19 protein-coding genes and 3 tRNA genes are annotated in these 20,569 nt (G+C 67.7%); 8 read left to right on the top strand and 14 right to left on the bottom strand.

The window, feature by feature from the left end; translation table 11 throughout:
• Window positions 1–49: 49 nt before the first annotated feature.
• The 11 genes from FGL91_RS07690 to hpt all read right to left on the bottom strand — a co-directional run bounded on the left by FGL91_RS07690 (window position 50) and on the right by hpt (window position 11,317).
• Window positions 50–2,626, bottom strand: a complete 2,577-nt coding sequence (locus FGL91_RS07690; protein ID WP_131492942.1) for a LuxR C-terminal-related transcriptional regulator — start codon at window positions 2,624–2,626, stop codon at window positions 50–52.
• A gap of 95 nt (window positions 2,627–2,721) precedes the next feature.
• A complete protein-coding gene (locus FGL91_RS07685) occupies window positions 2,722–3,414 on the bottom strand; it encodes a DUF2520 domain-containing protein (RefSeq protein WP_131493016.1) in 693 nt (230 codons plus the stop codon).
• Between the two features lie 2 nt (window positions 3,415–3,416).
• Window positions 3,417–5,282: a PH domain-containing protein gene (locus tag FGL91_RS07680; protein WP_131492943.1), complete on the bottom strand. Its 1,866-nt coding sequence runs from the start codon at window positions 5,280–5,282 to the stop codon at window positions 3,417–3,419.
• The gene (locus FGL91_RS07675) at window positions 5,279–5,860 is read right to left on the bottom strand and encodes a PH domain-containing protein (protein WP_047521280.1); all 582 of its coding nucleotides are present in this window, start codon (window positions 5,858–5,860) and stop codon (window positions 5,279–5,281) included. Before FGL91_RS07675 ends, FGL91_RS07680 begins: the two co-directional genes overlap by 4 nt.
• Entirely contained in the window at window positions 5,811–6,293 is a 483-nt protein-coding gene (locus FGL91_RS07670) for a DUF3180 domain-containing protein (RefSeq protein ID WP_131492944.1), read from the bottom strand. Before FGL91_RS07670 ends, FGL91_RS07675 begins: the two co-directional genes overlap by 50 nt.
• The gene (gene folK / locus FGL91_RS07665) at window positions 6,290–6,829 is read right to left on the bottom strand and encodes a 2-amino-4-hydroxy-6-hydroxymethyldihydropteridine diphosphokinase (protein WP_153243532.1); all 540 of its coding nucleotides are present in this window, start codon (window positions 6,827–6,829) and stop codon (window positions 6,290–6,292) included. Before folK ends, FGL91_RS07670 begins: the two co-directional genes overlap by 4 nt.
• Window positions 6,826–7,221, bottom strand: coding sequence for a dihydroneopterin aldolase (gene folB, locus FGL91_RS07660; protein WP_047521285.1), 396 nt, complete (start codon window positions 7,219–7,221; stop codon window positions 6,826–6,828). The genes folK and folB overlap by 4 nt, the downstream gene beginning before the upstream one ends.
• A gap of 44 nt (window positions 7,222–7,265) precedes the next feature.
• Entirely contained in the window at window positions 7,266–8,075 is an 810-nt protein-coding gene (gene folP, locus FGL91_RS07655) for a dihydropteroate synthase (protein WP_153243531.1), read from the bottom strand.
• Window positions 8,075–8,677, bottom strand: a complete 603-nt coding sequence (gene folE, locus FGL91_RS07650) for a GTP cyclohydrolase I (RefSeq protein ID WP_047521289.1) — start codon at window positions 8,675–8,677, stop codon at window positions 8,075–8,077. Before folE ends, folP begins: the two co-directional genes overlap by 1 nt.
• Before the next feature lies 1 nt (window position 8,678).
• Window positions 8,679–10,679 (bottom strand): ATP-dependent zinc metalloprotease FtsH, encoded by a 2,001-nt coding sequence (gene ftsH / locus FGL91_RS07645; RefSeq protein ID WP_047521291.1) that lies wholly within the window; start codon window positions 10,677–10,679, stop codon window positions 8,679–8,681.
• 86 nt (window positions 10,680–10,765) lie between these two features.
• Window positions 10,766–11,317, bottom strand: a complete 552-nt coding sequence (gene hpt / locus FGL91_RS07640; RefSeq protein WP_047521293.1) for a hypoxanthine phosphoribosyltransferase — start codon at window positions 11,315–11,317, stop codon at window positions 10,766–10,768.
• A gap of 92 nt (window positions 11,318–11,409) precedes the next feature.
• Between hpt and FGL91_RS07635 the strand changes: the two genes are divergently transcribed.
• The gene (locus tag FGL91_RS07635) at window positions 11,410–12,009 is read left to right on the top strand and encodes a DUF937 domain-containing protein (RefSeq protein WP_153243530.1); all 600 of its coding nucleotides are present in this window, start codon (window positions 11,410–11,412) and stop codon (window positions 12,007–12,009) included.
• Between the two features lie 14 nt (window positions 12,010–12,023).
• On the opposite strand, the gene tilS is transcribed toward FGL91_RS07635, so the two are convergent.
• A complete protein-coding gene (tilS, locus tag FGL91_RS07630) occupies window positions 12,024–13,016 on the bottom strand; it encodes a tRNA lysidine(34) synthetase TilS (RefSeq protein WP_131492950.1) in 993 nt (330 codons plus the stop codon).
• Between the two features lie 64 nt (window positions 13,017–13,080).
• Between tilS and FGL91_RS07625 the strand changes: the two genes are divergently transcribed.
• Both FGL91_RS07625 and FGL91_RS07620 read left to right on the top strand, forming a co-directional pair.
• The gene (locus FGL91_RS07625; RefSeq protein ID WP_153243529.1) at window positions 13,081–13,743 is read left to right on the top strand and encodes a TMEM175 family protein; all 663 of its coding nucleotides are present in this window, start codon (window positions 13,081–13,083) and stop codon (window positions 13,741–13,743) included.
• 40 nt (window positions 13,744–13,783) lie between these two features.
• Window positions 13,784–14,275: an inorganic diphosphatase gene (locus FGL91_RS07620; RefSeq protein WP_017204665.1), complete on the top strand. Its 492-nt coding sequence runs from the start codon at window positions 13,784–13,786 to the stop codon at window positions 14,273–14,275.
• A gap of 77 nt (window positions 14,276–14,352) precedes the next feature.
• Here the strand turns inward: FGL91_RS07620 and FGL91_RS07615 are convergent, their stop codons facing one another.
• Window positions 14,353–15,708, bottom strand: coding sequence for a M23 family metallopeptidase (locus FGL91_RS07615; RefSeq protein WP_131492953.1), 1,356 nt, complete (start codon window positions 15,706–15,708; stop codon window positions 14,353–14,355).
• Window positions 15,709–15,919: 211 nt separating this feature from the next.
• Between FGL91_RS07615 and FGL91_RS07610 the strand changes: the two genes are divergently transcribed.
• The 3 genes from FGL91_RS07610 (at window position 15,920) to FGL91_RS07600 (ending at window position 16,237) form a co-directional block, all read left to right on the top strand.
• A tRNA-Glu gene (locus FGL91_RS07610) sits at window positions 15,920–15,992 on the top strand.
• A 29-nt stretch (window positions 15,993–16,021) separates the two neighbouring features.
• A tRNA-Asp gene (locus FGL91_RS07605) sits at window positions 16,022–16,095 on the top strand.
• A 69-nt stretch (window positions 16,096–16,164) separates the two neighbouring features.
• Window positions 16,165–16,237: transfer RNA gene (locus FGL91_RS07600), tRNA-Phe, on the top strand.
• Window positions 16,238–16,441: 204 nt separating this feature from the next.
• Here the strand turns inward: FGL91_RS07600 and FGL91_RS07595 are convergent.
• Window positions 16,442–18,964, bottom strand: coding sequence for a penicillin-binding protein (locus FGL91_RS07595; protein ID WP_153243528.1), 2,523 nt, complete (start codon window positions 18,962–18,964; stop codon window positions 16,442–16,444).
• Window positions 18,965–19,064: 100 nt separating this feature from the next.
• Here FGL91_RS07595 and FGL91_RS07590 point away from each other — a divergent pair, with 100 nt between their 5' ends.
• Both FGL91_RS07590 and FGL91_RS07585 read left to right on the top strand, forming a co-directional pair.
• Window positions 19,065–20,012 (top strand): LysR family transcriptional regulator, encoded by a 948-nt coding sequence (locus FGL91_RS07590; protein ID WP_153243527.1) that lies wholly within the window; start codon window positions 19,065–19,067, stop codon window positions 20,010–20,012.
• Between the two features lie 207 nt (window positions 20,013–20,219).
• Entirely contained in the window at window positions 20,220–20,537 is a 318-nt protein-coding gene (locus FGL91_RS07585; protein ID WP_131492957.1) for a hypothetical protein, read from the top strand.
• Window positions 20,538–20,569: the final 32 nt, after the last annotated feature.

Here is a 20,569-nt window from a genome sequence, read left to right as displayed (position 1 = left end):
TCGCGGTGGCCGACGCGATCACCGACACGCGACGCCCGGTCGGAGCGACTCAGCGAAGGGCCTCCAGGTGGTTGCTCAGGCCCTGTCGCCCTTGCAGATCGAGCTTGCGGAGAAGTCGATGGATATGACTCTCCACCGTCCTGACACTGAGAACGAGTCGAATCGCGATCTCCGGATTCGTCAGGCCCTCGGCCGCCAGCCGACCGACCTCCTTCTCCCTTTCGGTGAGCGCAGTGGCCGTTGCGGCGAATCGAGCGGTGTCTATCTGTCGCCCGGCAAAGTCGGTCCGCAAACGCTCTTCTCGTGCCCGGGCCGCGGCTTCCCACTCCGGATCCGCGGCCTTGGCGAACGCCGCTGCCGCGAGCTTGCACGCGGAGAGAGCGAGACCGGCCAGACCGCGGTCCTCCAGAACATCGACGGAAGCGAGCATCGCCGCAGCGTCTCCGGCCACGCCCGCCGCGACGAAGTCCGCATATGCGGCGAGCGAGCGAGCATCGGGGAGGTCTCGCAGTTTCTGTCGAACGTCAGCCAGGCGTTCGACAGACGGCACCAGCTCGAGCGAGGACAGGAGCTCCGTCACCCCTGCGTATCGTGCATTGCGATTCCACAGATCCGTGCCGGAACTCCACAGGACCTCCCCCGCCCGAGCGAGGTCGCCCTCGAAGGCCAGGAGTTGCGCCCTCGGCCAGGCTCGAGACTGCCCGGGCAAGGGGCCGTCGGGGTATTCCAGCTTCTCTATCTCCGCGGCGAACCGCTCCCCCGCCGAGACCTTGCCTCGTCGGATGTTGATCACCGCACTGATCGACAGCAAGGCGAGCGGGATGCCCGGCGGATAGACGGCCGGATCACCCGCGGAATGCAGGGTCTCCAAGACGTCATCGGCGGCGGTGTAGTCTCCTGCGAGCATGTGCCCCAGGGCGAGGGCTGCACCGAACGTGCGTAACGCATCCACATCGAGATACCCGTGCGCTTCGTCGAAGCCGCGGCCGAGGAAGTCCATCCCCTCCCGATGCCGGCCGGCTCCGAGCAGGGCGAGTCCCATGAGCGCCCGCGAAAGGTGGGAAGCATGTCCGTCGTCGAGCGTCGACACCTCCGCGAAGACCCGCCTCGCATCGTCGAATCGACCGAGGCAGACGAGCACGAGCATCTGCGTCTCCCACAGCGTGATCTTCACAGGGCCGGGCAGATCATCCTCGACCTCGAGCTTCGAGGTGAAGTCCTGGGGAACTTCACGGAGGTTGACGAGCAACCGCACCTGAGCCGCATCGAGGAGACGTCGATACGGCCCCAGGGAGAGATCAGCGGCATCCCGTCGGAGTTGCGCGATCGCCTCGTCGAGTTCCCCCGCCACGTACGCGCGCCACTGTGCTCGCAGGACCACGAACTCGGCCAGACTCGCGCCGTCCCCCAGGCTCGGATCGACGGTGTCGATGATCCCTTCCACCGTGGATCGCACCGTCTCGGTACTCGCGTGCATGAGCGCCGTGGCGTATCGGACCGCTGCAGCCGGTGACGGATTCACCGCCCATTCCGCAGCCGTGACCAGGCGCAACGTCCGCGCACGCTCCTGGAGAAGACGCACGAAGAGAGCATCGTCCACGCTGCTGATGCTGCGCCGCGGCTCGTCAGGCTCCGACTCCTGCTCCCCGAGCCCTGCCCCGAGCTTGTCCTCGACGAGTTCGATGAGGCGAGTCCTTCTCGTCGCCAAGGGCTCATGCCGGAAGTATTCGACGAGGAGGGGAGGAACGACCGTCACGAGTCGTCGTCCTGCGCTCGGGACGATCGCGATCGTCCCCCGTTCCTCGAGCAATTCGAGGATCTCCCACGGCACGAGTTTCCGCACCGTTTCGAGGTCTGCGACGCCGACGACCGCGATGATCTCCAACGCGTCCCGTGTGTGATCTTCGAACCCCTCGAGATGCGCTTCGAGCACTGCACGGAGAGCTCCGCTCCAGAGGTCCCGCGATGCCTCCCACTCCCCGGTACTCCGACGAGACATGCGCTGTTCGCGAATCGAGGCGTCGACCAGGGTGAGGAGAAGTCCGACATTTCCGCCGGACTTCGCGAAGAGGCGGCTCATCGTTCCCGCTTCGACCGGTGCGCCGAGGTGTTCCCTGAGCACCGACTCCATCTCGTCGAACCGGAGGGACTCGATGTCGATCACGTAGGCAGGCTCGAGCGTCGACGCGGGCAAGCCCGTCGGGGTATGGCGTGCACGAAGGCCCTGGAGGCGCGAGATCACGACCGGCACGCCGGCGTCTCGGCGGACGTACTCGACCACTCCCCAGGATGACTCGTCGAGATCATCCCAGTCGTCCACGAGCAGCACCCCTGTTCGCGCACGGAGTCGCTCGGCCAGCGCGCGTGCCGTCTCATTCAGAGTCGCTGGTCGAGCACCCGTCGCGGTACCGAACCCGGCGAGGTGCAGCGCGCCCAAGCTGTGCTGCCGCAACGACGCGATTCCTCGTGCCCTGACGACGGTCCATTCCCGATCCTCGAGGCGGGAGGCCAGGGCACGGAGGAATGTGCTCCGACCGCTCCCCCGCCCGCCCACGATGTCGACGCTGACGCCTGCCATCAGGAGATCCATGGCGGCGGCCAGCGGACGCTCTCGACCGATGACCATGGGCCACCTCCTCTCAGGCGCTCCGATGCCCTCAAGATAGACCTGGTGCCCACCGGGTACAAGCACTCGCTCCAGGACCCGTGCGCGCAACACGGTCAGATCAGCGGAGAAGGATCCGAGGCCTCGCGAAGGGCGCGTTCGACGGTCGACTGCACCAGCGCCGACAGGTATCCGCCGGGGTTCTCCACGCCGATCTCACGCAGCCGTGCGGTCGACTGCCCGATGATCGACCGGGAGAATTCGGTCGCGGTGGCGATCGCGTCGGCGTACGCGGGACGGTCGGCCTCGGCGATCACGACCGGTTCGCAGCCCATCTCCACGGCGAGCGCCTGAGCGATGGGCAGCACAGCGGCGGGCGCGGTCACCGCGGCGAAGCCGGCCTGCAGCTGGCGGAGGTCGATCGACGTCCCGGTGAAGGTGATCGCCGGGTGCACGGCGAGGGGAATCGCACCGCGTGCGGCGGCAGGACTCAGAACCTCGATGCCGAACGCCGGATCCGTGTGCAGCACGAGCTGTCCGACCTGCCAACCGCCCACCTCGGCGATACCCGCGACGAGCGAGGGCAGCTGTTCCGAGGGGACCGCGATGACCACGAGCTCGGCGCGACGCACGACGTCGAGCGGGTCGAGCACCGGCACATCGGGAAGGACCGCAGAGGCACGCTCATCGTCGGAGCCGCTCGTGATCCCGACCACGGCATGCCCGGCCCCACCGAGCGCGGCTCCGATCACGGGACCGACGCGCCCGGCGCCGATGATCCCGACGCCGAGTCGCCCATCCCGCGGCACTGTCACTGCTCCGACCGCGGCTGCGGCGGCGTCGCTGGTGGAGGCGGCGGCGCGGCGGGAGGCGCCGGCGGCGCAGCGGGAGGCCCGGAGTACGGAGGGGGAGGTGCGACCGGAGGCGTCCCTGTGTACGGAGGGGGAGGAGAAACGGGAGGCGGCCCCGTGTAGGCCGGGGGAGCCGGAGGAGTCGGCTCAGATGCGGTGGGCGAATGCTCGCTCCATCGGTGGCTCCTGTCGCGCGACGCGGCCTCAGCGGCGGCGACCACGACACCGTCGAGCAGCGCCAGGGCATCGGCACGCTCGAGTCCGGAGAGGTAACCCGTGATCGGACCGGGAACGGTGTGAACCTGTGCCCCCGACACCCGCTGTGCTCGATCGATCGGCCCCTGGCTGAGGGACACGCCCTGCAGGCGCGCGAGCGGGAACACGGCGAGCTTGCGCCACACGATCCCGCGACGAAGCAGCAGCCCGAAATCGGTCACGAGATAGCCGTGCCGCTTCCACGAGAACGGACGCCGCCACCGCGCTCGACGAGGCATCGTCCGGTAGGCATCGCCCTCCCCCGGACCCACGATGCCGTGCTCCCAGAGTTCCGGGATGTTCGCCGCCGGAACGTCCGGCAGAACCAGCCCGAGGACACGCTCGACGTCGGCCCGCTTGCCGACCGGGAGCACCACGTTGAACTGCTGCCCGCTTCCGGAGGACTGCTGCGCGGCGCTCTTGCCGCTCATCCGGTTGATCCGGATCGTCCACCAGCCGAACGGACGCCACAGCAGGGACTGCGACACCTCGACCGCGAAGATGCGTCCGGGCGGAAGCGTCTCGGTCACCGTGGTGAGCAGACCGTAGGTGATGCGTACGCCGTCGGGCGTGGGGGCGATCGAATAGCGCAACGACTTCGAGATCTGCGCCCAGGTGATACCGACGACCGCGATGACCATCGGCACACCCATGCCGAGGCCCAGGCCGAGCAGCACGATCCCGCCGCCCGTGTCGCCGTCGATGAACATGCCGATCAGCGCGCTGCCGAAAGCGATCGCGAAGATCGCGCCGAAGAACACGAACCAGAGCACGCCCGAGATCAGCTGGGAGCCGACCAGACGGCCCGTCGGGATCTTGACGACGCTCTCGGGGACGACATCGGCGAGGTCCACCCCCGCGAGGAGTCCGTTGACGCCCTCGTTCATCGAGCCGACCAGCTGCGCGCGAGCAGAGGTGGGCGCGTCCGCCGCGGCAGTGGGATCAGGGTTCTGGGCCGCAGCGCGTGCCGCCCTCGCTCCGGAAGCCAGGCGGAGGATGTCCGACCGGACGGACTCCGCGCGAGCCGTTGCGAGATACTCCAGCTCCACGTTCGCGTCGTTGCCCGCGCCGACGACCTCGAGCTTGGCGAGGCCGATGATGCGAGCGGGGAAGGGGCGGGTGAGATTGACGCCCTGCACCCGATCGAGCGGTGCCCGACGGTGCGAGCGGAAGATGATGCCCTTGCGCACTTCGACGTGGTCACCCGTGATGCGGAACTGCTGGAAGCGCCAGACGAACCAGAAGATCAGTATCAGCACGATCGCGAGACCGAGCACGCTGAGCAGCACGACCAGGATCAGGTTGTTCGCGAGTACCCACTCGACGGGGTCGGCCCCGGCGTAGTCACCGTAACGCGCTTCCTCCGGCGCGAACAGTGCCACGGCCCATGCGATGAGGCGATCGCGCATGTTCGCGATCGTGATGCCGGCGACGATGATGAGCACCAGCCCGCCCTTGAAGAGCGGGGTGAGCGGGTGCATGCGGTGCCACTCGCCGTTGGCGAGGCTCGTGGACGGCTCCGAGGCCGTCGCCTGCGCACTCGGAGACGGCGGGAGCTGCGGCTCGCTCACAGGCCGGTCCGGCGGGTCTCGGCAACGTGGATGAGCGTGTCGCGCAGTGCCTCAGCGGCCTCCTGGGTGAGCCCGGGGATCTGCACGCCGGTCGTCGCCGCCGCGGTGACCATCTTCAACTGGGCGATACCGAAAGCGCGATCGAGAGGTCCCTGCGTGATGTCCACCAGCTGCATGCGCCCATAGGGGACCGCGATCATGCGCTGCCAGAGGATTCCCTTGCGGAAGACGATGTCATCGGCACGCAGCATGTATCCGATCGCCCTGGCCTGGCGCGGCAGGATGATGAGAGCGAAAACGGTGATCAGCAGGATCACACCGGCGGGGATCCACACCCACTGCTGGTGCAGCACCAGGTTCAGCACGACGGCCGCGACGGCCACCAGGACGATGAAGATCACGTTCTGCACGATCTGGGACACGACATAGCGGGGCGAGATCTGGTGCCAGGTGCCGTCGAGCTCCAGCCGAGCCTCGTTGCGCGCGGTGCGCAGCTTCGAGTAGGTGCCCTGGTCGAGGGCGGCGAGATCAGTGCCCTCCGCCGGGTTGAGGGGCGTGGTCTCTGGGTTCTGAGTCATCAGGATCCTTCGGCAGGGTGCAGAACTGTTCGGCGACGAGAGCGGCGATCACGAGGATGATCGCACTTCCGATCAGGGCCAGCATGGCCACAGTCGACCCTACCTGCGGAACGACGGGACGGGACAGGAGGAACGCCAGCAGGCCTGCCCCGAAGCCGGCCATGATCGCCCCGAGCAGACTCGAGGCACGGGCGAGCGTCGCCGCACGGAGGGCGCGGAACGGATCGATGCGGATCCCCGACCGCACGCTGCGCCGGACCGGCCAGGCGACCCCCACCGAGGCGGCGGCGATCAGGAGGAGCAGCACGGGCAGCAGCAGCGACGGCGTGAACGTGATGCGCCCCGACGCGGTGAGGATGTGATCGAGCAGGAATCCGGCGCCGCCGGCGAGCAGCGCGAGGACGACGAGGACGCCGAGGGACGTGCGCCTCATCCCTCGCCCCGTGCTCGAAGCCCGGCGACGAGGTCCGACACCTTTCCCTTGCCGAGCAGCTCGGCCTCGGGGTCGACATCGAGCCACGGATCGAGGACGAACAGCCGCTCGCCCGCCCGGGGGTGCGGCAGCTGCAGGCGGGGGTCGTCCGACACGAGGTCGCCGTACGCGATCAGGTCGAGATCGAGGGTGCGGTCGCCCCACCGTTCTCGGCGCTCCCTGCCGTTCTCGTCCTCGATGGCGTGGAGCATCCCGAGAAGGATCTCGGGCGCGAGCCGCGTGGTGACCAAAGCGACCGCGTTGACGTAGCCGGGCGCTTCGGGATCCGGACCGTCCAGGCGGAGCGCGACGGTCTCGAACAAGCGAGAGAGCCGGACGTCGCTCACCAACGGCAGCCGGGCGATCCGCTCGGCCGCCGCACGGATGGTCCCGTGACGGTCCCCGAGGTTCGCGCCGAGCGCGACGACCGCCACGGTTTCGGGGCGGCCGGCGCGGCGGTCCGGCAGATCGAGCGGGTTTGCGAGGTTGCGGCTCATATCGTGATGTCTTCCATCGCCTCGGGCGCACGGCTGCGGTGCACCGTGACGGCCACATCGGCGAAGCTGAGCGGAATCGGGGCGTGCGGCTTGTGCACGGTGACGGTGACGTTCTGCACGCGCACGTCTCCCAGCGCCACGGCGGCGATCCGTTCGGCGAGCGTCTCGATCAGGTTCACCGGCTCGCCCCCCACCACCGCTGCCACCTTCTCGGCCAGTTCTCCGTAATGCACCGTGTCGGCCACGTCATCCGACGCCGCCGCCTGGTCCAGCGACATCCGCAGACGCAGATCGATCGAGAACTCCTGCCCGTCCTCCCGCTCGTGCGCATAGACGCCGTGGCGGCCGAAGACGGTAAGGCCGGTGAGGACGATCTCATCGAGGAAATCCATGCCTCTAGCGTACGGGGGACGCCCTCCGGCGGCTGAGCGGACGTTCAGCCCGTCCAGGCATGCGTTATCGCGAGCGCATCGCGGGTCGCGGCCACATCGTGGACCCGCACAGCCCACGCTCCGGCCTGCGCGGCGAGGGCGCTCGTGACAGCTGTCGCGAGGTCGCTCCGCGACTCCGATACCTCGTCGTCGGTGCCGGTCTCCTGGCGCAGTGTCTCCGCCAGGAAGCGCTTGCGCGACGTGCCGATCAGGACCCGGGGCCCGAGCGCGACGATCTCCTCGAGTCCGCGCAGCACGTCCCAGTTCTGCGCCCCGGTCTTCGCGAAGCCGATACCCGGATCGACGATCACCCGCGACGGAGCGATCCCGGCCACGGCCGCCTCCCCCACGCGCTCGTGGAGTTCACCGGCGACCTCGCGGGCGACACGGCGGTACTCGGCGTTCGCGTACATGTCCGCGGAGAAGCCGCGCCAGTGGCCGATGACGAAGTCCGCGCCAGACTCGGCGACGGCCGCACGCATCTCCGGGTCGGCGAGCCCGCCGGAGACGTCGTTCACGATACGGGCGCCCGCACGCACGGCCGCGGCAGCGGTGGCCGCACTGAGCGTATCGATGCTCACGGGCACACCGGCAGCGGCGAGTCGCTCGATCACGGGGATGACGCGCTGCTGCTCGACGTGCTCGCCGACCCGCTCCGCACCCGGCCTGGTGGATTCACCGCCGACGTCCAGCACGGTCGCTCCCTCGGCACGCAGTCGCAAACCGTGCGCGACCGCATGATCGACATCGAGGTAGCGCCCGCCGTCGCTGAAGGAGTCGGGCGTGACGTTGACGATGCCCCAGATGCCCGTCATCAGCGTGCTGCTCCGGACCCTGCCGCCCCGATCAACGTGATGAGCTCGGTCCGGGCGACAGCGTCCGTGTACTCGCCCCGGGCGGCGATCGTGAGCGTGGACGTCTCGGTCTGCCGACCGCCCCGCATCGTCACACAGCCGTGGGCGGCGTCGAGCACCACCAGCACGCCGCGGGTGTCGAGGTGTTCGGCGATCGTGTCCGCTATCTGCTCTCCGAGTCGCTCCTGCACTTGAGGGCGTGCGGCGAGGATCTCGACCACGCGAACGAGCGCCCCGAGCCCCACGACCTGCTCCCCCGGAAGATACGCGATGTGGGCGTGCCCGGCGAACGGCAGCAGGTGATGCTCGCAGACCGAGCGGAAGCGGATGTCGCGCAGCAGCACAGCGCCGGAGGGCAGGGTGTCGGGCGCCGGGCCGCGGGAGACGCTGATCGTGCGGGCGAGCGGCTCCGCCGGATCCTCCCCCACCCCGGAGAAGAACTCGGAGTACAACTCCCCCATCCGCGACGGGGTCTGCTTCAATCCCGGTCGATCCGGATCCTCACCGATCGCCTCGAGAAGCTCGCGGGTGAGCCGCTCGACACGCTGTCTGTCGACGGTCACGTCACGCCGTCGCGGGCCGCGGGTGCCCGGCTCCCGCCGAACCCTGCTGCGTGCGCGGGGCACCGGCCGGGGCTTCGACGGATGCCGCGAGCGAGACGTCCTTCTTCGGTACTTCGATCGGAGGACGCTCGGACACCGGACGGCCTTCGCTCGAGAGCCACAACGGGCGCTCCGGGAGCTTCTTGATCTCGGTGAAGATCTCGGCGATCTGGTTGTGGTCGAGGGTCTCCTCCTCGAGCAGGGCCAGAGCGAGCTTGTCGAGGATGTCGCGGTTCGCGCTGAGAACCTCGTAGGCCTCGTTGTGCGCCTGTTCGATGAGCGCGCGGACCTGGGTGTCGACCCGCTCGGCGATCGTCTCGGAGTACTCACGTCCTCGACCCATGTCGCGCCCGGCGAACGGCTCGCCGCCCTCGGTGCCCAGCTTGACCGGACCGAGTTCGGTCGTCATGCCGTATTCGATGACCATCTTGCGAGCGATCGAGGTCGCCTTCTCGATGTCGTTCGAGGCACCGGTGGTCGGATCGTGGAAGACGAGCTCCTCGGCGACGCGGCCGCCCATGGCGTAGGTCAGCTGGTCCTGGAGCTCGTTACGGGTGACGGAGTACTTGTCGTCGAGCGGCAGCACCATCGTGTAGCCGAGAGCCTTGCCGCGGGGCAGGATCGTGATCTTGGTCACCGGATCGGTGTAGTTCATCGCGGCGGCGGCGAGTGCGTGTCCGCCCTCGTGATACGCGGTGATGAGCTTCTCCTTGTCGCGCATCACCCGGGTGCGGCGCTGCGGACCGGCGATCACACGATCGATGGCCTCGTCGAGGGCGCGGTTGTCGACCAGCTGCGCGTTCGAGCGCGCGGTCAGCAGCGCCGCCTCATTGAGCACGTTGGCGAGGTCGGCACCCGTGAAACCGGGGGTCTTGCGTGCGACGACCTCGAGGTCGACGTTCTTGGAGAGCGGCTTGCCCTTGCTGTGCACCTCGAGGATCTTCTGACGTCCCTTGAGGTCGGGGGCGTCCACGCCGATCTGGCGGTCGAAGCGACCGGGGCGCAGCAGCGCGGGGTCGAGGATGTCCGGACGGTTGGTCGCCGCGATCACGATGACGTTCGCGTTCGGGTCGAAGCCGTCCATCTCGACCAGCATCTGGTTGAGGGTCTGCTCGCGCTCATCGTTTCCGCCGCCCATACCGGCGCCGCGGTGACGGCCGACGGCATCGATCTCGTCGATGAAGATGATCGCCGGGGCGTTCTCCTTGGCCTGGCCGAAGAGGTCGCGCACACGCGAGGCTCCGACGCCGACGAACATCTCGACGAAGTCCGATCCGGAGATCGAATAGAAGGGGGCTCCTGCTTCCCCGGCCACCGCGCGGGCGAGCAGCGTCTTGCCCGTTCCTGGGGGGCCGTACAGCAGGACGCCCTTCGGGATGCGGGCACCGATCGCCTGGAACTTGGCGGGATCCTGCAGGAACTCCTTGATCTCGTGGAGTTCCTCGATGGCCTCGTCGGCACCGGCGACATCGGCGAAGGTGACGGTCGGGGTCTCCTTGCTCACCAGCTTGGCCTTGGACTTGCCGAACTGCATGACCTTGCCGCCACCGCCCTGCATCGACGACAGGAGCCACCAGAACAGGAGGCCCAGCAGCACCAGCGGGAGGAGGAGGGAGAGGAAGCCGTCGAACCAGGTCGCCCGCGGCACCGCGTCGTTGAAGCCGTCCTTGGGAGCGGCCTCGTTGATCGCCGAGACGACCTCGTCTGCGCGTGCGTCGACGTAGTAGAACTGCACGTTCTCGGAGCCCTCGAACGGCTTGGAGAGTGTCATGTCCACGCGCTGATCGCCGTCGGTGGTGACCACCTCGGTGACCGTGGTGCCGGAGAGGAGCTTGAGCCCTTCCTGCGTCGTGATCTGCTTGGGCGCACCCAGATTCGAGATCAGCAGGAATCCGCCGAAGAGCAGCACGCCGATCAGCGCGACGTAGATCAGCGGATTCCGGGTGAGCTTCTTCACATCCATGATCGGATCAGCGTATCGCGCGCGCCCTAGGGGGTCGCTGTGCGTTCACCCACGGCGTACCCCGGCAGCACACCCGTCGTCGCGCGTCAGGAGTAGACGTGCGGCGCGAGCACGGCGACGTCGCGCAGGTTGCGGTACCGCTCGTCGTAGTCGAGGCCGTAGCCGACGACGAAATCGGTGGGGATGTCGAAGCCGACGTACTTGCAGTCGATGACGACTTTCGCGGCCTCGGGCTTGCGCAGAAGTGCCAGCACCTCGATCGACTCCGCCCCGCGCGAGCCGAAGTTCTCGAGCAGCCAGCTGAGCGTGAGACCGGAGTCGATGATGTCCTCGACGATCAGGACATGCTTGCCGTTGAGGTCGGTGTCGAGGTCTTTGCGGATCTGTACGACGCCGCTCGACTTGGTGCTCGCGCCGTAGCTCGAGACCGCCATCCAATCCATCGGTGCGTGGAAGGGCAGTGCCCGCGCGAAGTCGGCCATCACCATCACGGCGCCTTTGAGGACGCCGACGAGGACGAGGTCCTTGCCTTCGTAGTCCCGGGCGACCTGCGCCGCCAGTTCCTCGAGTTTGGCGAGGATCTCCTCCTCTGTGACGAGGATCTGTGCAAGGTCGTCCTGGATCTCCGCGGCGCGCATGGATCGATTTTAGGCGACGCCACCCCATGCTCCGGTATCCGCACTACTGTGAGCGGTGACGCGGGCGGACGCCCCTGAGGGAAGGATTCACCATGACTCTTGACGACATCCTCGCGCAGGTACCGATCGATGACATCGCGGAGAAGCTGGGGGTCTCGCGAGACGAGGCCAAGGTCGCCGTCGAACAGGGTGGTGCCGTGCTCCTGGGCGGCCTCGCGAAGAACGCGGAGACCGACGAAGGCTCCGCAGCGATCCAGAACGCGCTCAAGAAGCACGAGGGCACCGCCGGCGCCTCGAAGGTCGATGACATCGATCAGGCCGACGGCGGCAAGATCGTCGCGCACATCCTCGGCTCGAAGGAGAAGGAGGTCACGAAGGAGCTCACGGAGTCGAAGGCGACTCCCGGCATCGACTTCGGCAAGCTCCTCCCCATCCTGGCGCCGATCGTGATGGGCCTCATCGCCAATGCGAACAAGGACAAGACCGCCAAGACGGACACCGGAGCCGAGAGCTCTGGCGGGATCGGCGACCTCATCGGCGGCCTTCTCGGCGGAGGCGGCAGCAGTGGTTCCGGCGGAGGCGGGATCGGCGACGTGATCGGCGGACTGCTCGGCGGCGGGAACGGCAGCGGATCGGGCGGCGGCATCGACCTCGGCGGAATTCTCGGCGGTCTCTTCGGCGGTAAGAAGTAGGGCTTCCCCCTCGCTCAGCGACCGGACGCGGTGAAGACGATGCGCCCACCGCGGCGCACGGCCGAGCACTCGGGCAGGTCGATCGGCCCCTGACCGTTCCAGTCGGTCACCAGCCGCGCGACCTCGATGGTCTGCGTCCTCGTCAGGCTGACGCCGAACTCACTGTCGACGACCAGGCGGATGATCCGGTTGCGCAGCGCCGCCGGGTTCGCGGCGAGCGCCGCGACGCTGACGGAGATGCCGGCCTCGGCGTGCTCGACGATGTCTTCGATCGTCTCGTGGATCATCTCGTCGAAGGCTTCCGCATCCTCCCGCAGCTGCTCGGCGGTGCGCACGAGCGCATCGGCGATCCCTGGACCGAGTTCCGTCTCGAGCACCGGGAGCACGCGCTCGCGCACTCGAACCCTGGCGTAGCGCTCGTCACGGTTGTGCGGGTCGTCCCACGGCGTGAGTGCGGAGGCGACGCAGAAAGCCCGGGTCGTCTCCCGCCGGACGCCGAGCAACGGGCGTACCCACCGCACACCGTCGGCGTCCTCGCGGACCGGCGCCATGCCCTGCAGGCTCGTGGCCCCGGATCCGCGGGCGAGACCGAGCAGCACCGTCTCCGCCTGGTCATCGAGGGTGTGCCCGAGCAGGACCGCGGCGGCGCGGACGTCCGCCGCCGCATCCCGGAGCCCCCCGTAGCGCGCCTCACGCGCCGCGGCCTCCGGCCCACCCTCCCCGGCGACGTCGACACGCACGATCAGCGGGTCGAGACCGAGCGCCGCCGCCGCCCGCGCCGCCTGCGAAGCAACCGCATCCGATCCTTCCTGCAGACCGTGATCGACGGTGAGCGACGCCGCGCGGAGCCCGAGCTTGGGAGCTTCGAAGGCCGTGGCGGCAGCGAGCGCGAGGGAATCCGCTCCCCCGGAGAGGGCGACGATCACCGTGGACCCCTCGGGCATGTCGGCGAGCGCGGTGCGCACGGCCAGGCGGATCTCGGCGATGGCGGGAGACAGGGAAGGCACGGTTCCACGGTAGGGCACGGCCCCGGTCCGTGCGCCGGTGCACCCTCAGGGCTATCCTGGCGCCGTGACCGCTCAGCCCCGCACGCAGCAGTTCCGCACCGAACGCTTCAAGGCGTTCGTCGATGCCGTCGTGGCGATCGCGATGACGCTGCTCATCCTGCCGTTGTTGGAGTCCGTCTCCGACGCGGCGTCCGGGAAGCTGACGACGGCGGAGTTCTTCTCCGAGCACTCACCTCAGCTGGTGAGCTTCGGGCTGAGCTTCGTCCTCATCGCGACGTTCTGGATGGGGCACCACAGCCAATACCGCGATGTGGAGCTGATCACCACGCCGCTCCTGTGGATCAACGTCGCCTGGATGGCGACCATCGTCTGGCTGCCCGTGCCCACCGCGATGCTCGGGCAGCTGGACTCCGATGCCCTCCAGGCCGTGGTCTACATCGGGACGTTGATCATGACGCAGGTCACGACCTTGGCCGGGTGGATGTACCTGCGTCGCCACCCCGATCTCACGACGGCACCGACGGAGGTGCTGAGAGCGGGGATCGTCGGCGACCTCGCCGCGATCATCCTGTTCGCCGTCTCCTTGGTGATCGCCGTGCTCACCGTGCCCAACGGCTATTTCGCCTTGCTCCTCCTCCTGCTGAACGGCCCGCTCTCGCGCCTGCTCAACCGCATCGCACACCGTCGCGGGCGGGGGTCGGACGCCGAGGAGCCGCGGGTAGGCTAGTCCGCGGTATCCAACCGAACTTTTCCTGAGGAGTACACGCATGGGCGCACACGACGCCGTCATCGAGATCCCGCGCGGCAGCCGCGTGAAGTACGAGGTCGACCACGAGACCGGACGAGTGCACCTCGACCGCGTTCTCTACACGACCTTCGGCTACCCCGCCGACTACGGCTACTTCGACAACACGCTGGGCGAGGATGGCGACCCGCTCGACGTGCTCGTGCTGCTGGACCACGCGATCTACCCGGGCGTCGTCGTCGAGGTCCGTCCCGTGGCCGTGCTGAAGATGAGCGACGAGGCCGGCGGAGACGACAAGCTGGTCGCCGTGCTCTCGAAGGACCCTCGCTGGGCGCACATCCAGGACATCGACGACATCGCCGAGTACACGAAGAAGGAGATCGCGCACTTCTTCGAGCACTACAAGGACCTCGAGCCCAACAAGTGGGTCAAGGTCGACGAGTGGGGGAACGCCGCCGAAGCGCAGCGCATCCTCGACGAAGCCATCGTGCGTTTCGGAGAGCAGGGCCACTGATCCCCGCGCCTTCGACGAGAAGACCCCCGGTTCCGCAGCTGCGGCCGGGGGTCTTCTCGTCGAAGATGAGGTGCTGATCAGGCGGAGACGCCATGCCGAGCGAGGAACTGCACCGGGTTGATGGCGCTACCGCGGTCGTAGACCTCGAAATGCAGGTGGCAGCCGAACGAGCGCCCGGTGTTGCCCGCGTAGGCGATGACCTGACCGGACCTGACCCACTGGCCCGACCGCACGACGATGCCTCCGTCGCGGATGTGCGCGTAGCCGGTGCCGATTCCCCCGCCGTGCTGGATGCGGATGTAGTTTCCGTAGCCGCCGTTGTAGCCCGCGTAGTCGACCGTGCCGGACTGGGCGGCATAGATCGCCGCGCCGCAGCCGTTCGCGAAGTCCGTGCCGTAGTGGAAGCTCGAGGAGCAGCCCTGCGGGCCGCACTGCTGCGAACGGGGTCCGTAGCCGGAGCTCTTGCCGCCGCCGTGAGGACGGCACCAGCCACCGCTGCCCTGAGAGCCGCCGCCGCCGCTGTTGCCGCCGGCGTTGGCCGCAGCTTCCGCAGCTTCGCGCTCTCTGCGCTTCTTCTCCTCGGCCGCGACACCGGCCTTGTAGCCCGCGACCGTCTTGGTCGTCGCGTCCTTGAGAGCGGCGAGCTGCGCCTGCATGGTGGCGAGGTTCGCGGACTGCTCGTCGAGCGCAGCCTGAGCGGCGTCGGCTGCCTGCTGAGCGACGACCATCTTCTCTTCGGCGATCTTCTGCAGGCGGTCGCGCTCATCACGAGCGACCACCGCCTGGTCGCTCATGGACTGCGCGGAGTTCCGGGCGGCGACCGCATCGTCGTACACCGACTGGTTGTACTCGAACAGCTTGTCCATCGTGCCGAGGCGCGCGAGCAGCTCGTCGGCATTGTCGGCGGATCCGGTGAAGAGCAGCTCGAGAGAGGTGTCATCGCCACCGTTGCGATACAGCTGCGCGGCGACCTGGCCGGCCTTCTTCGCGGACGCGTCGGCCTTCGCGGACTGCTCGTCGGCCTTGGCCTGCAGAGAGTCGGCCTCGGTGGACGCGGCGAAGAACTTCTGCTGTGCCTCGTAAAACTCGTCCGCGGCGACCTTCGCGGCCGCCTGGGTCTCGGCGACCTTCTGGGTCAGGGACTGGATGAGGCCCTCGATGCGGGTGACCTCGGCGGCCTTGGCGGCCTCGCTCTGCTTCGCCCGCTGCACATCGTCCCAGCTCGGGTACGTCGCGGCGTAGGCGGCGGATACGCCCTGGGAGATGCCGAAGGCGCTGAGCGCGACGACACTGAGCACGCCGAGGCCGAGAGCGCCTCGGCGGCTGAGGCCGTCTTTGCCGAACGCTCGGCGCTCGGCAGGACTGGGCGCGCAGCCGCAATCATCTGAAGCCGCGGCAACCGCAGCATCCAGAGTTGTCTGGTCGTCGTTCACGCGGCCCCTTCCGCCGGTTTCACAAATGCCACACTAACAACAACTTTCACATCCGCACCAGGGTCGATCCGACGACGGTCATCGCACGCCTGACCCTCCCATCGTCCTCCTGAAACACGCCCGGGGGTAGCCGCCTCGCCCTCGATTCGCGATTTGCCCGGATCATCCCTTATGCTTGAGCGTCGGCAAGGAAGTCCTCCGGGACTGACTCGGCCCCATCGTTTAGCGGCCTAGGACGCCGCCCTTTCACGGCGGTAGCACGGGTTCGAATCCCGTTGGGGTCACACCTTCCGATACAATTGAAAACAAGTATGGCCCTGTAGCGCAGTTGGTTAGCGTGCCGCCCTGTCACGGCGGAGGTCGCGGGTTCAAGTCCCGTCAGGGTCGCTCCGTGCGATGAGCTCTTTCTTCGGAGAGGGCTCTTCGTCTAGGACGCGACAGGTTCGCCGGTCGCGCGGCTCTGTAGCTCAGTTGGTAGAGCGTTCGACTGAAAATCGAAAGGTCACCGGATCGATGCCGGTCGGAGCCACACGAGTGATCGTTACAATCACTCCAGAAACCCTCGCCTAGCTTCTACATGGCGGGGGTTTTGCTTTGCCCTGGTGAGGTTGAGTCCTCTCCTTCGCCAAGTCGAGTTCACTTCTTCGTCAATGCGCCCGCGGGCCCACTAGAACTGCACGTTCGCTCGATAGCGCTCCGGGGCCATCCTCTGAACGCGCCCCGCTCGACGCTCCTAGCTGTCGGGCGCGTCGCCGGGACGAAGGGTCACGGTTCCTCCTCGCTCCAAGAGCCCGCCGGCGGGTTCCTGGAACGAGACCTTGTCGTCGGCACTTTCCGGTTCGGGCACGGCGCCGTCGAGGTGCACCGTGAAACCCAACGCTTCGAGTCGTGCGGCCGCCTCCTCGACCGGCATCCCCACGACGTCGGGAACCTCTGCCTCGAAACGCTTCGTCAGACGGGCATCAGCCTCGGCGAAACGCCCTCCACCGAACAGGCTGTTCGCGGCGCGCTGCACGTCACGCGCCAGTGCGTATCTGCGCTCTCCGAACCGTCGGGTCATGTCGTCAAGGCCGGTAGCGTTCCCCACCCACACTCCCGTCGCGACCTTCGTGCTGGATTCCATCATCCAGGTCTGCTGCACCTCGTGCGATCCCGTCTTCCCGATGATCGGGGTGCCGTCCCAGGGGTTCGCTCGTGACCCCGTCCCGCCGTTCATCACGTCCTGAAGCACGGACGCGGCCGTGGCTGCGACGCCGGCCTCCAGCACGCGCGTGCATGCAGCAGGCGGCGGAATGATCTCTTCGCCGTTCGGCCCGACCACGCGCTCGATGGCTGTCGTCGGGCAGAACATCCCCCCGCTCGCGACCGTCGCATACGCGTTGGCCATCGCGAGCGGCGACACGTTCGCGGATCCAAGCACCGAGAAGAGCGTGTTCATGGTCAGATCGCCGCCCGCGAGATCCTTCACCCCGAGCCTGCTCGCCACCCGGGAGATGTCGCAGAGGTCAAGCTGTTCCGCCATCGCGAGATACCCGGAGTTCAGCGATCTCGATGTGAACTCCGCCGGTGTCCCGACATAGCCGGGCTGGTTACCCCAATTCCTGACCACCACGTTGCTGTGGTTCACCCAATCCCCGTCGCAAGAGTTCTTCACCCGTGGAATGGCACGAACCCGCCCGTCGACCCTCTCGTTGACGGAGCGCCCGGCTTCGAGCCAGGCCAACAGAGTGAAGAGCTTGAACGTGGATCCGGCGTTGAAACCCGCAGATCCGCCGCGCGCCGGATCGCCCGCATAGACGAGCGCGGAGTAGCTGGGGTCTTCCGCGTGCGACTCGTCCTCGGTGAAGTTCGTGTTCTGAGCGATGGCCAGCACACGACCAGTGCCGACTTCGACGTTGACGACGGCTCCCCCGAGGTTGAGTCCTTCGGCAGATGCCGGCACGTGACGTCTCATCGCCTCAGCGACCGATTCCTGCAGCGAGGCGTCGACGGTGGTGTGGATCTGCAACCCGCCTTGCCGCAGCCGCGTCTCACGTGCGACCGCCGTGTCCCCGAATCGGGGATCGCTGCGGATGCTCGCGATGACGTACTGGCAGAAGTAGGCCGCGTCTCCCGTGCCCGCGCACCCGCTCGTCGGAGGCGTCACCGCCGGGCGCACCGGGTCGAGGACGGCCTCCGTGTACTGCGCGTCGGCTATCTTCCTGTCCTCGTGCATCCGGCTCAGCACGTAGAGCTGTCTCCCCTTGGTCTCGCTATATCCGTCGGCGGCGTGGACGTACTGCTCCTCGGTGATCGCCCCGTCGCCGCGCAGCCCCTCGAGCGCCGCCAGCGTACCGGGCGAGACGTCATCGACCGCACCGTCGGGCGCCTTGTTCACGCGCTCTCCCGACGCCGCGGCGATTGACCCCTCCGGGCGGTCGATCCGGTAGCTGTTCGGATTCTGCACGACACCGGCGAGCACAGCCGCCTGCCCCACGGATACCGCTGATGCGGAGGTGTTGAAGTAGTACCGCGCGGCCGCCTCGATACCGTAGATCGTTCCGCCGAAGTTCGCGATGTTGAGATAGCGCTCCAGGATCTCGACCTTCGAGTAGCGCTTCTCGAGCGCGATCGCGTACCGCATCTCTTGCAGCTTCCGGATGTATCCATCGCTTCCCTCGGCGGAGGTCACCTTGCGCCAGCACTCCTGGAGGGTCTCCGAATCGTCTTCCGTGGCCTCCGGCGCGGTCGCCTCGAGCTCGCAGCGCTGCACGAGAACGTTCTTCACATACTGTTGTGTGATCGACGAACCGCCCTGGGTCTGCCCTCCCTTGACGTTGCCAAGGATCGCCCTGGTCGTCCCGATCAGATCGATCCCGCTATGGGTGAAGTACCGCGGGTCCTCGCTGGAGAGGATCGCATCGATCATCGTCGGCGAGATCTGCTCGTACGTCACCGGCATCCGGTCCTGTTCGTAGAACCGGGTGAGGACCTTCTCGTCGCCGCTGTCGGCGTCGCGGGCGTACACCGTCGTCGGAAGCATCGACTGTTCGATCGTGAGGTGCGCGGGAAGCTCCTCGAAAAGGTCGAGCGCCGCGTTCCCCGCCTGCCCCACGAGAACGAGCCCGGGGACGAACGGCAGCACGACCAGGATCCCTGCGACCATGCTCATCACGATCAGGCCGGCCAGGCCTCCGAGCGCAGCACCGACCGAAGGATGGGAGAGGTCACGCGTCGTCGATTCCGCGCGGGTGAGATCAGGAAAGCTGTGAGACACGCTATCCAGCTTCCGTGTTGACCATCGATAAGTACAGCGAAGAGAATTCACCTAAACTCATAAGAGTAGCTAACCTTTAACGTCGGTCGAGGAGTCACCCGTGCTCAATGTGAACCGCCTCCGCATTCTGCGGGAACTCTCCAGACGCGGCACGCTCGCGGAAGTCGCCCGGGCACTCAACTACACGCCGTCAGCCGTATCGCAACAGCTCAGTGCTCTGGAACGTGAAGTCGGGACCACGCTCCTCGAACCGTCGGGGCGCCGCGTGAGGCTCACCGGTCCGGCGATGCTGCTCGCCGAACGGGCCGATCTGATCCTCGAACAGATGGAGCTCGCCGAGGCCGACCTGCAGAACCTCGCAGGCACGACGAGCGGTCTCATCCGGGTCGGCTCCTTTCAGAGCGCGCTCATCGAGCTCGCTCCGGCGGCACTGACGCTACTATCGCAGCGCCACCCGCACCTGGTCGTCGAACTCTGCCATCGCGAGGTCGACGAGGCACGGGACGGCCTTCTCGCCCACGATTTCGACATCGTCCTGGGAGAGGAATTCCCCGGCGGCGAGCAGCCGCCGACCGCCGGAGTCCACCGGCAGGACTTCCATTCCGAACCTCTGCATCTCGCGCTGCCCGAGTCGGAGCGCGTCGGCGACCGCGCCGGCTCCACGACACTGAGCGACCTCCGACACTGCGGCTGGGCACTCGATCTGCAGCAGTCGCGCATGGGCGCGTGGGCGAGGCAGAAGTGCCGCGGGGCGGGTTTCGAGCCTCGTGTGGTCTGCGAATCGCCCGACCCCCTGCTGATGCTGCAGCTCGTCCGCTCGGGACACGCCGCGGCCTTCATCCCTGCGCTCATCACGCAAGCGCGCTTCGGAGGAGTGGAAGTCGTCGCCCTCGCCTCCGAGCCGCATCGAACCCTGTACACCGAAGTACGCGCCGGCAGGCAGGAAAGCGGGGCCATCGCTGCCGTGCAGCAGGCCTTCGCCGACGCCATCGCCGCGCACGCCAGCGCGGTACCGACAGCCGTGCTCGCTCTCGAACCACCCTCCTGATACGTGATCCCGGCCAGGTTCTCTCTCGTCTGAAGGCACGATGATCGAGCGATGTCTGGCACCGCTGGACGTCGTAGCCTGGCAACCCGTTCTCAACGCCACGACCGCGGCCGGAGCCCTCGGACGAAGCAAGCGGACGTGTGGCTCCACCGCAGTCTCTCGTCGATGCCGTGAAACCTTCCCGCGGCCCAGTAGGCTTCGGTCATCATGGATGACGAGAGGTCGGCGCGGGATCCCGGAGCGGGCGTCCGCAGGATCGAACTCACGATGCGGCGCCCCCGATTCGCGCTCTACGCAGGAGTCAGGCCCACGCTCGTCATCGGCGAACGCGGCCAGCCGACGCAGTGGGGTCGGGGCACCTGGCAGATCCCCACCGACCGCCCCGTCGTCATCGAAGTGTTCCTCTTCAACCGCCTCTGGCGCTTCGGTCGCGCGGAAGCCTCCCTCACTCCCGAGGATGACACGAACTGGGAGTACCGAGCTCCGATGCTGCCCTTCCTCCGGGGCCGTCTCCGTCCCGCGTGACTCGACTCGAAGCAGCTCTGCGGAAACTGCAC

The organism is Microbacterium sp. CBA3102 (assembly GCF_007954505.1).
Classification (GTDB): domain Bacteria; phylum Actinomycetota; class Actinomycetes; order Actinomycetales; family Microbacteriaceae; genus Microbacterium; species Microbacterium aurugineum.
This window is presented reverse-complemented; position numbering and strand designations above follow the sequence as displayed.

Coding starts and splice junctions, on each gene's coding strand:
- folB (WP_047521285.1), bottom strand. CDS start 7,221: ATGGATTTCCTCGATGAGATCGTCCTCACCGGCCTTACCGTCTTCGGC.
- folK (WP_153243532.1), bottom strand. CDS start 6,829: ATGAGCCGCAACCTCGCAAACCCGCTCGATCTGCCGGACCGCCGCGCC.
- FGL91_RS07670 (WP_131492944.1), bottom strand. CDS start 6,293: ATGAGGCGCACGTCCCTCGGCGTCCTCGTCGTCCTCGCGCTGCTCGCC.
- hpt (WP_047521293.1), bottom strand. CDS start 11,317: ATGCGCGCCGCGGAGATCCAGGACGACCTTGCACAGATCCTCGTCACA.
- FGL91_RS07585 (WP_131492957.1), top strand. CDS start 20,220: ATGGATGACGAGAGGTCGGCGCGGGATCCCGGAGCGGGCGTCCGCAGG.
- FGL91_RS07635 (WP_153243530.1), top strand. CDS start 11,410: ATGACTCTTGACGACATCCTCGCGCAGGTACCGATCGATGACATCGCG.
- ftsH (WP_047521291.1), bottom strand. CDS start 10,679: ATGGATGTGAAGAAGCTCACCCGGAATCCGCTGATCTACGTCGCGCTG.
- FGL91_RS07690 (WP_131492942.1), bottom strand. CDS start 2,626: ATGGTCATCGGTCGAGAGCGTCCGCTGGCCGCCGCCATGGATCTCCTG.
- FGL91_RS07675 (WP_047521280.1), bottom strand. CDS start 5,860: ATGACTCAGAACCCAGAGACCACGCCCCTCAACCCGGCGGAGGGCACT.
- FGL91_RS07620 (WP_017204665.1), top strand. CDS start 13,784: ATGGGCGCACACGACGCCGTCATCGAGATCCCGCGCGGCAGCCGCGTG.
- folP (WP_153243531.1), bottom strand. CDS start 8,075: ATGACGGGCATCTGGGGCATCGTCAACGTCACGCCCGACTCCTTCAGC.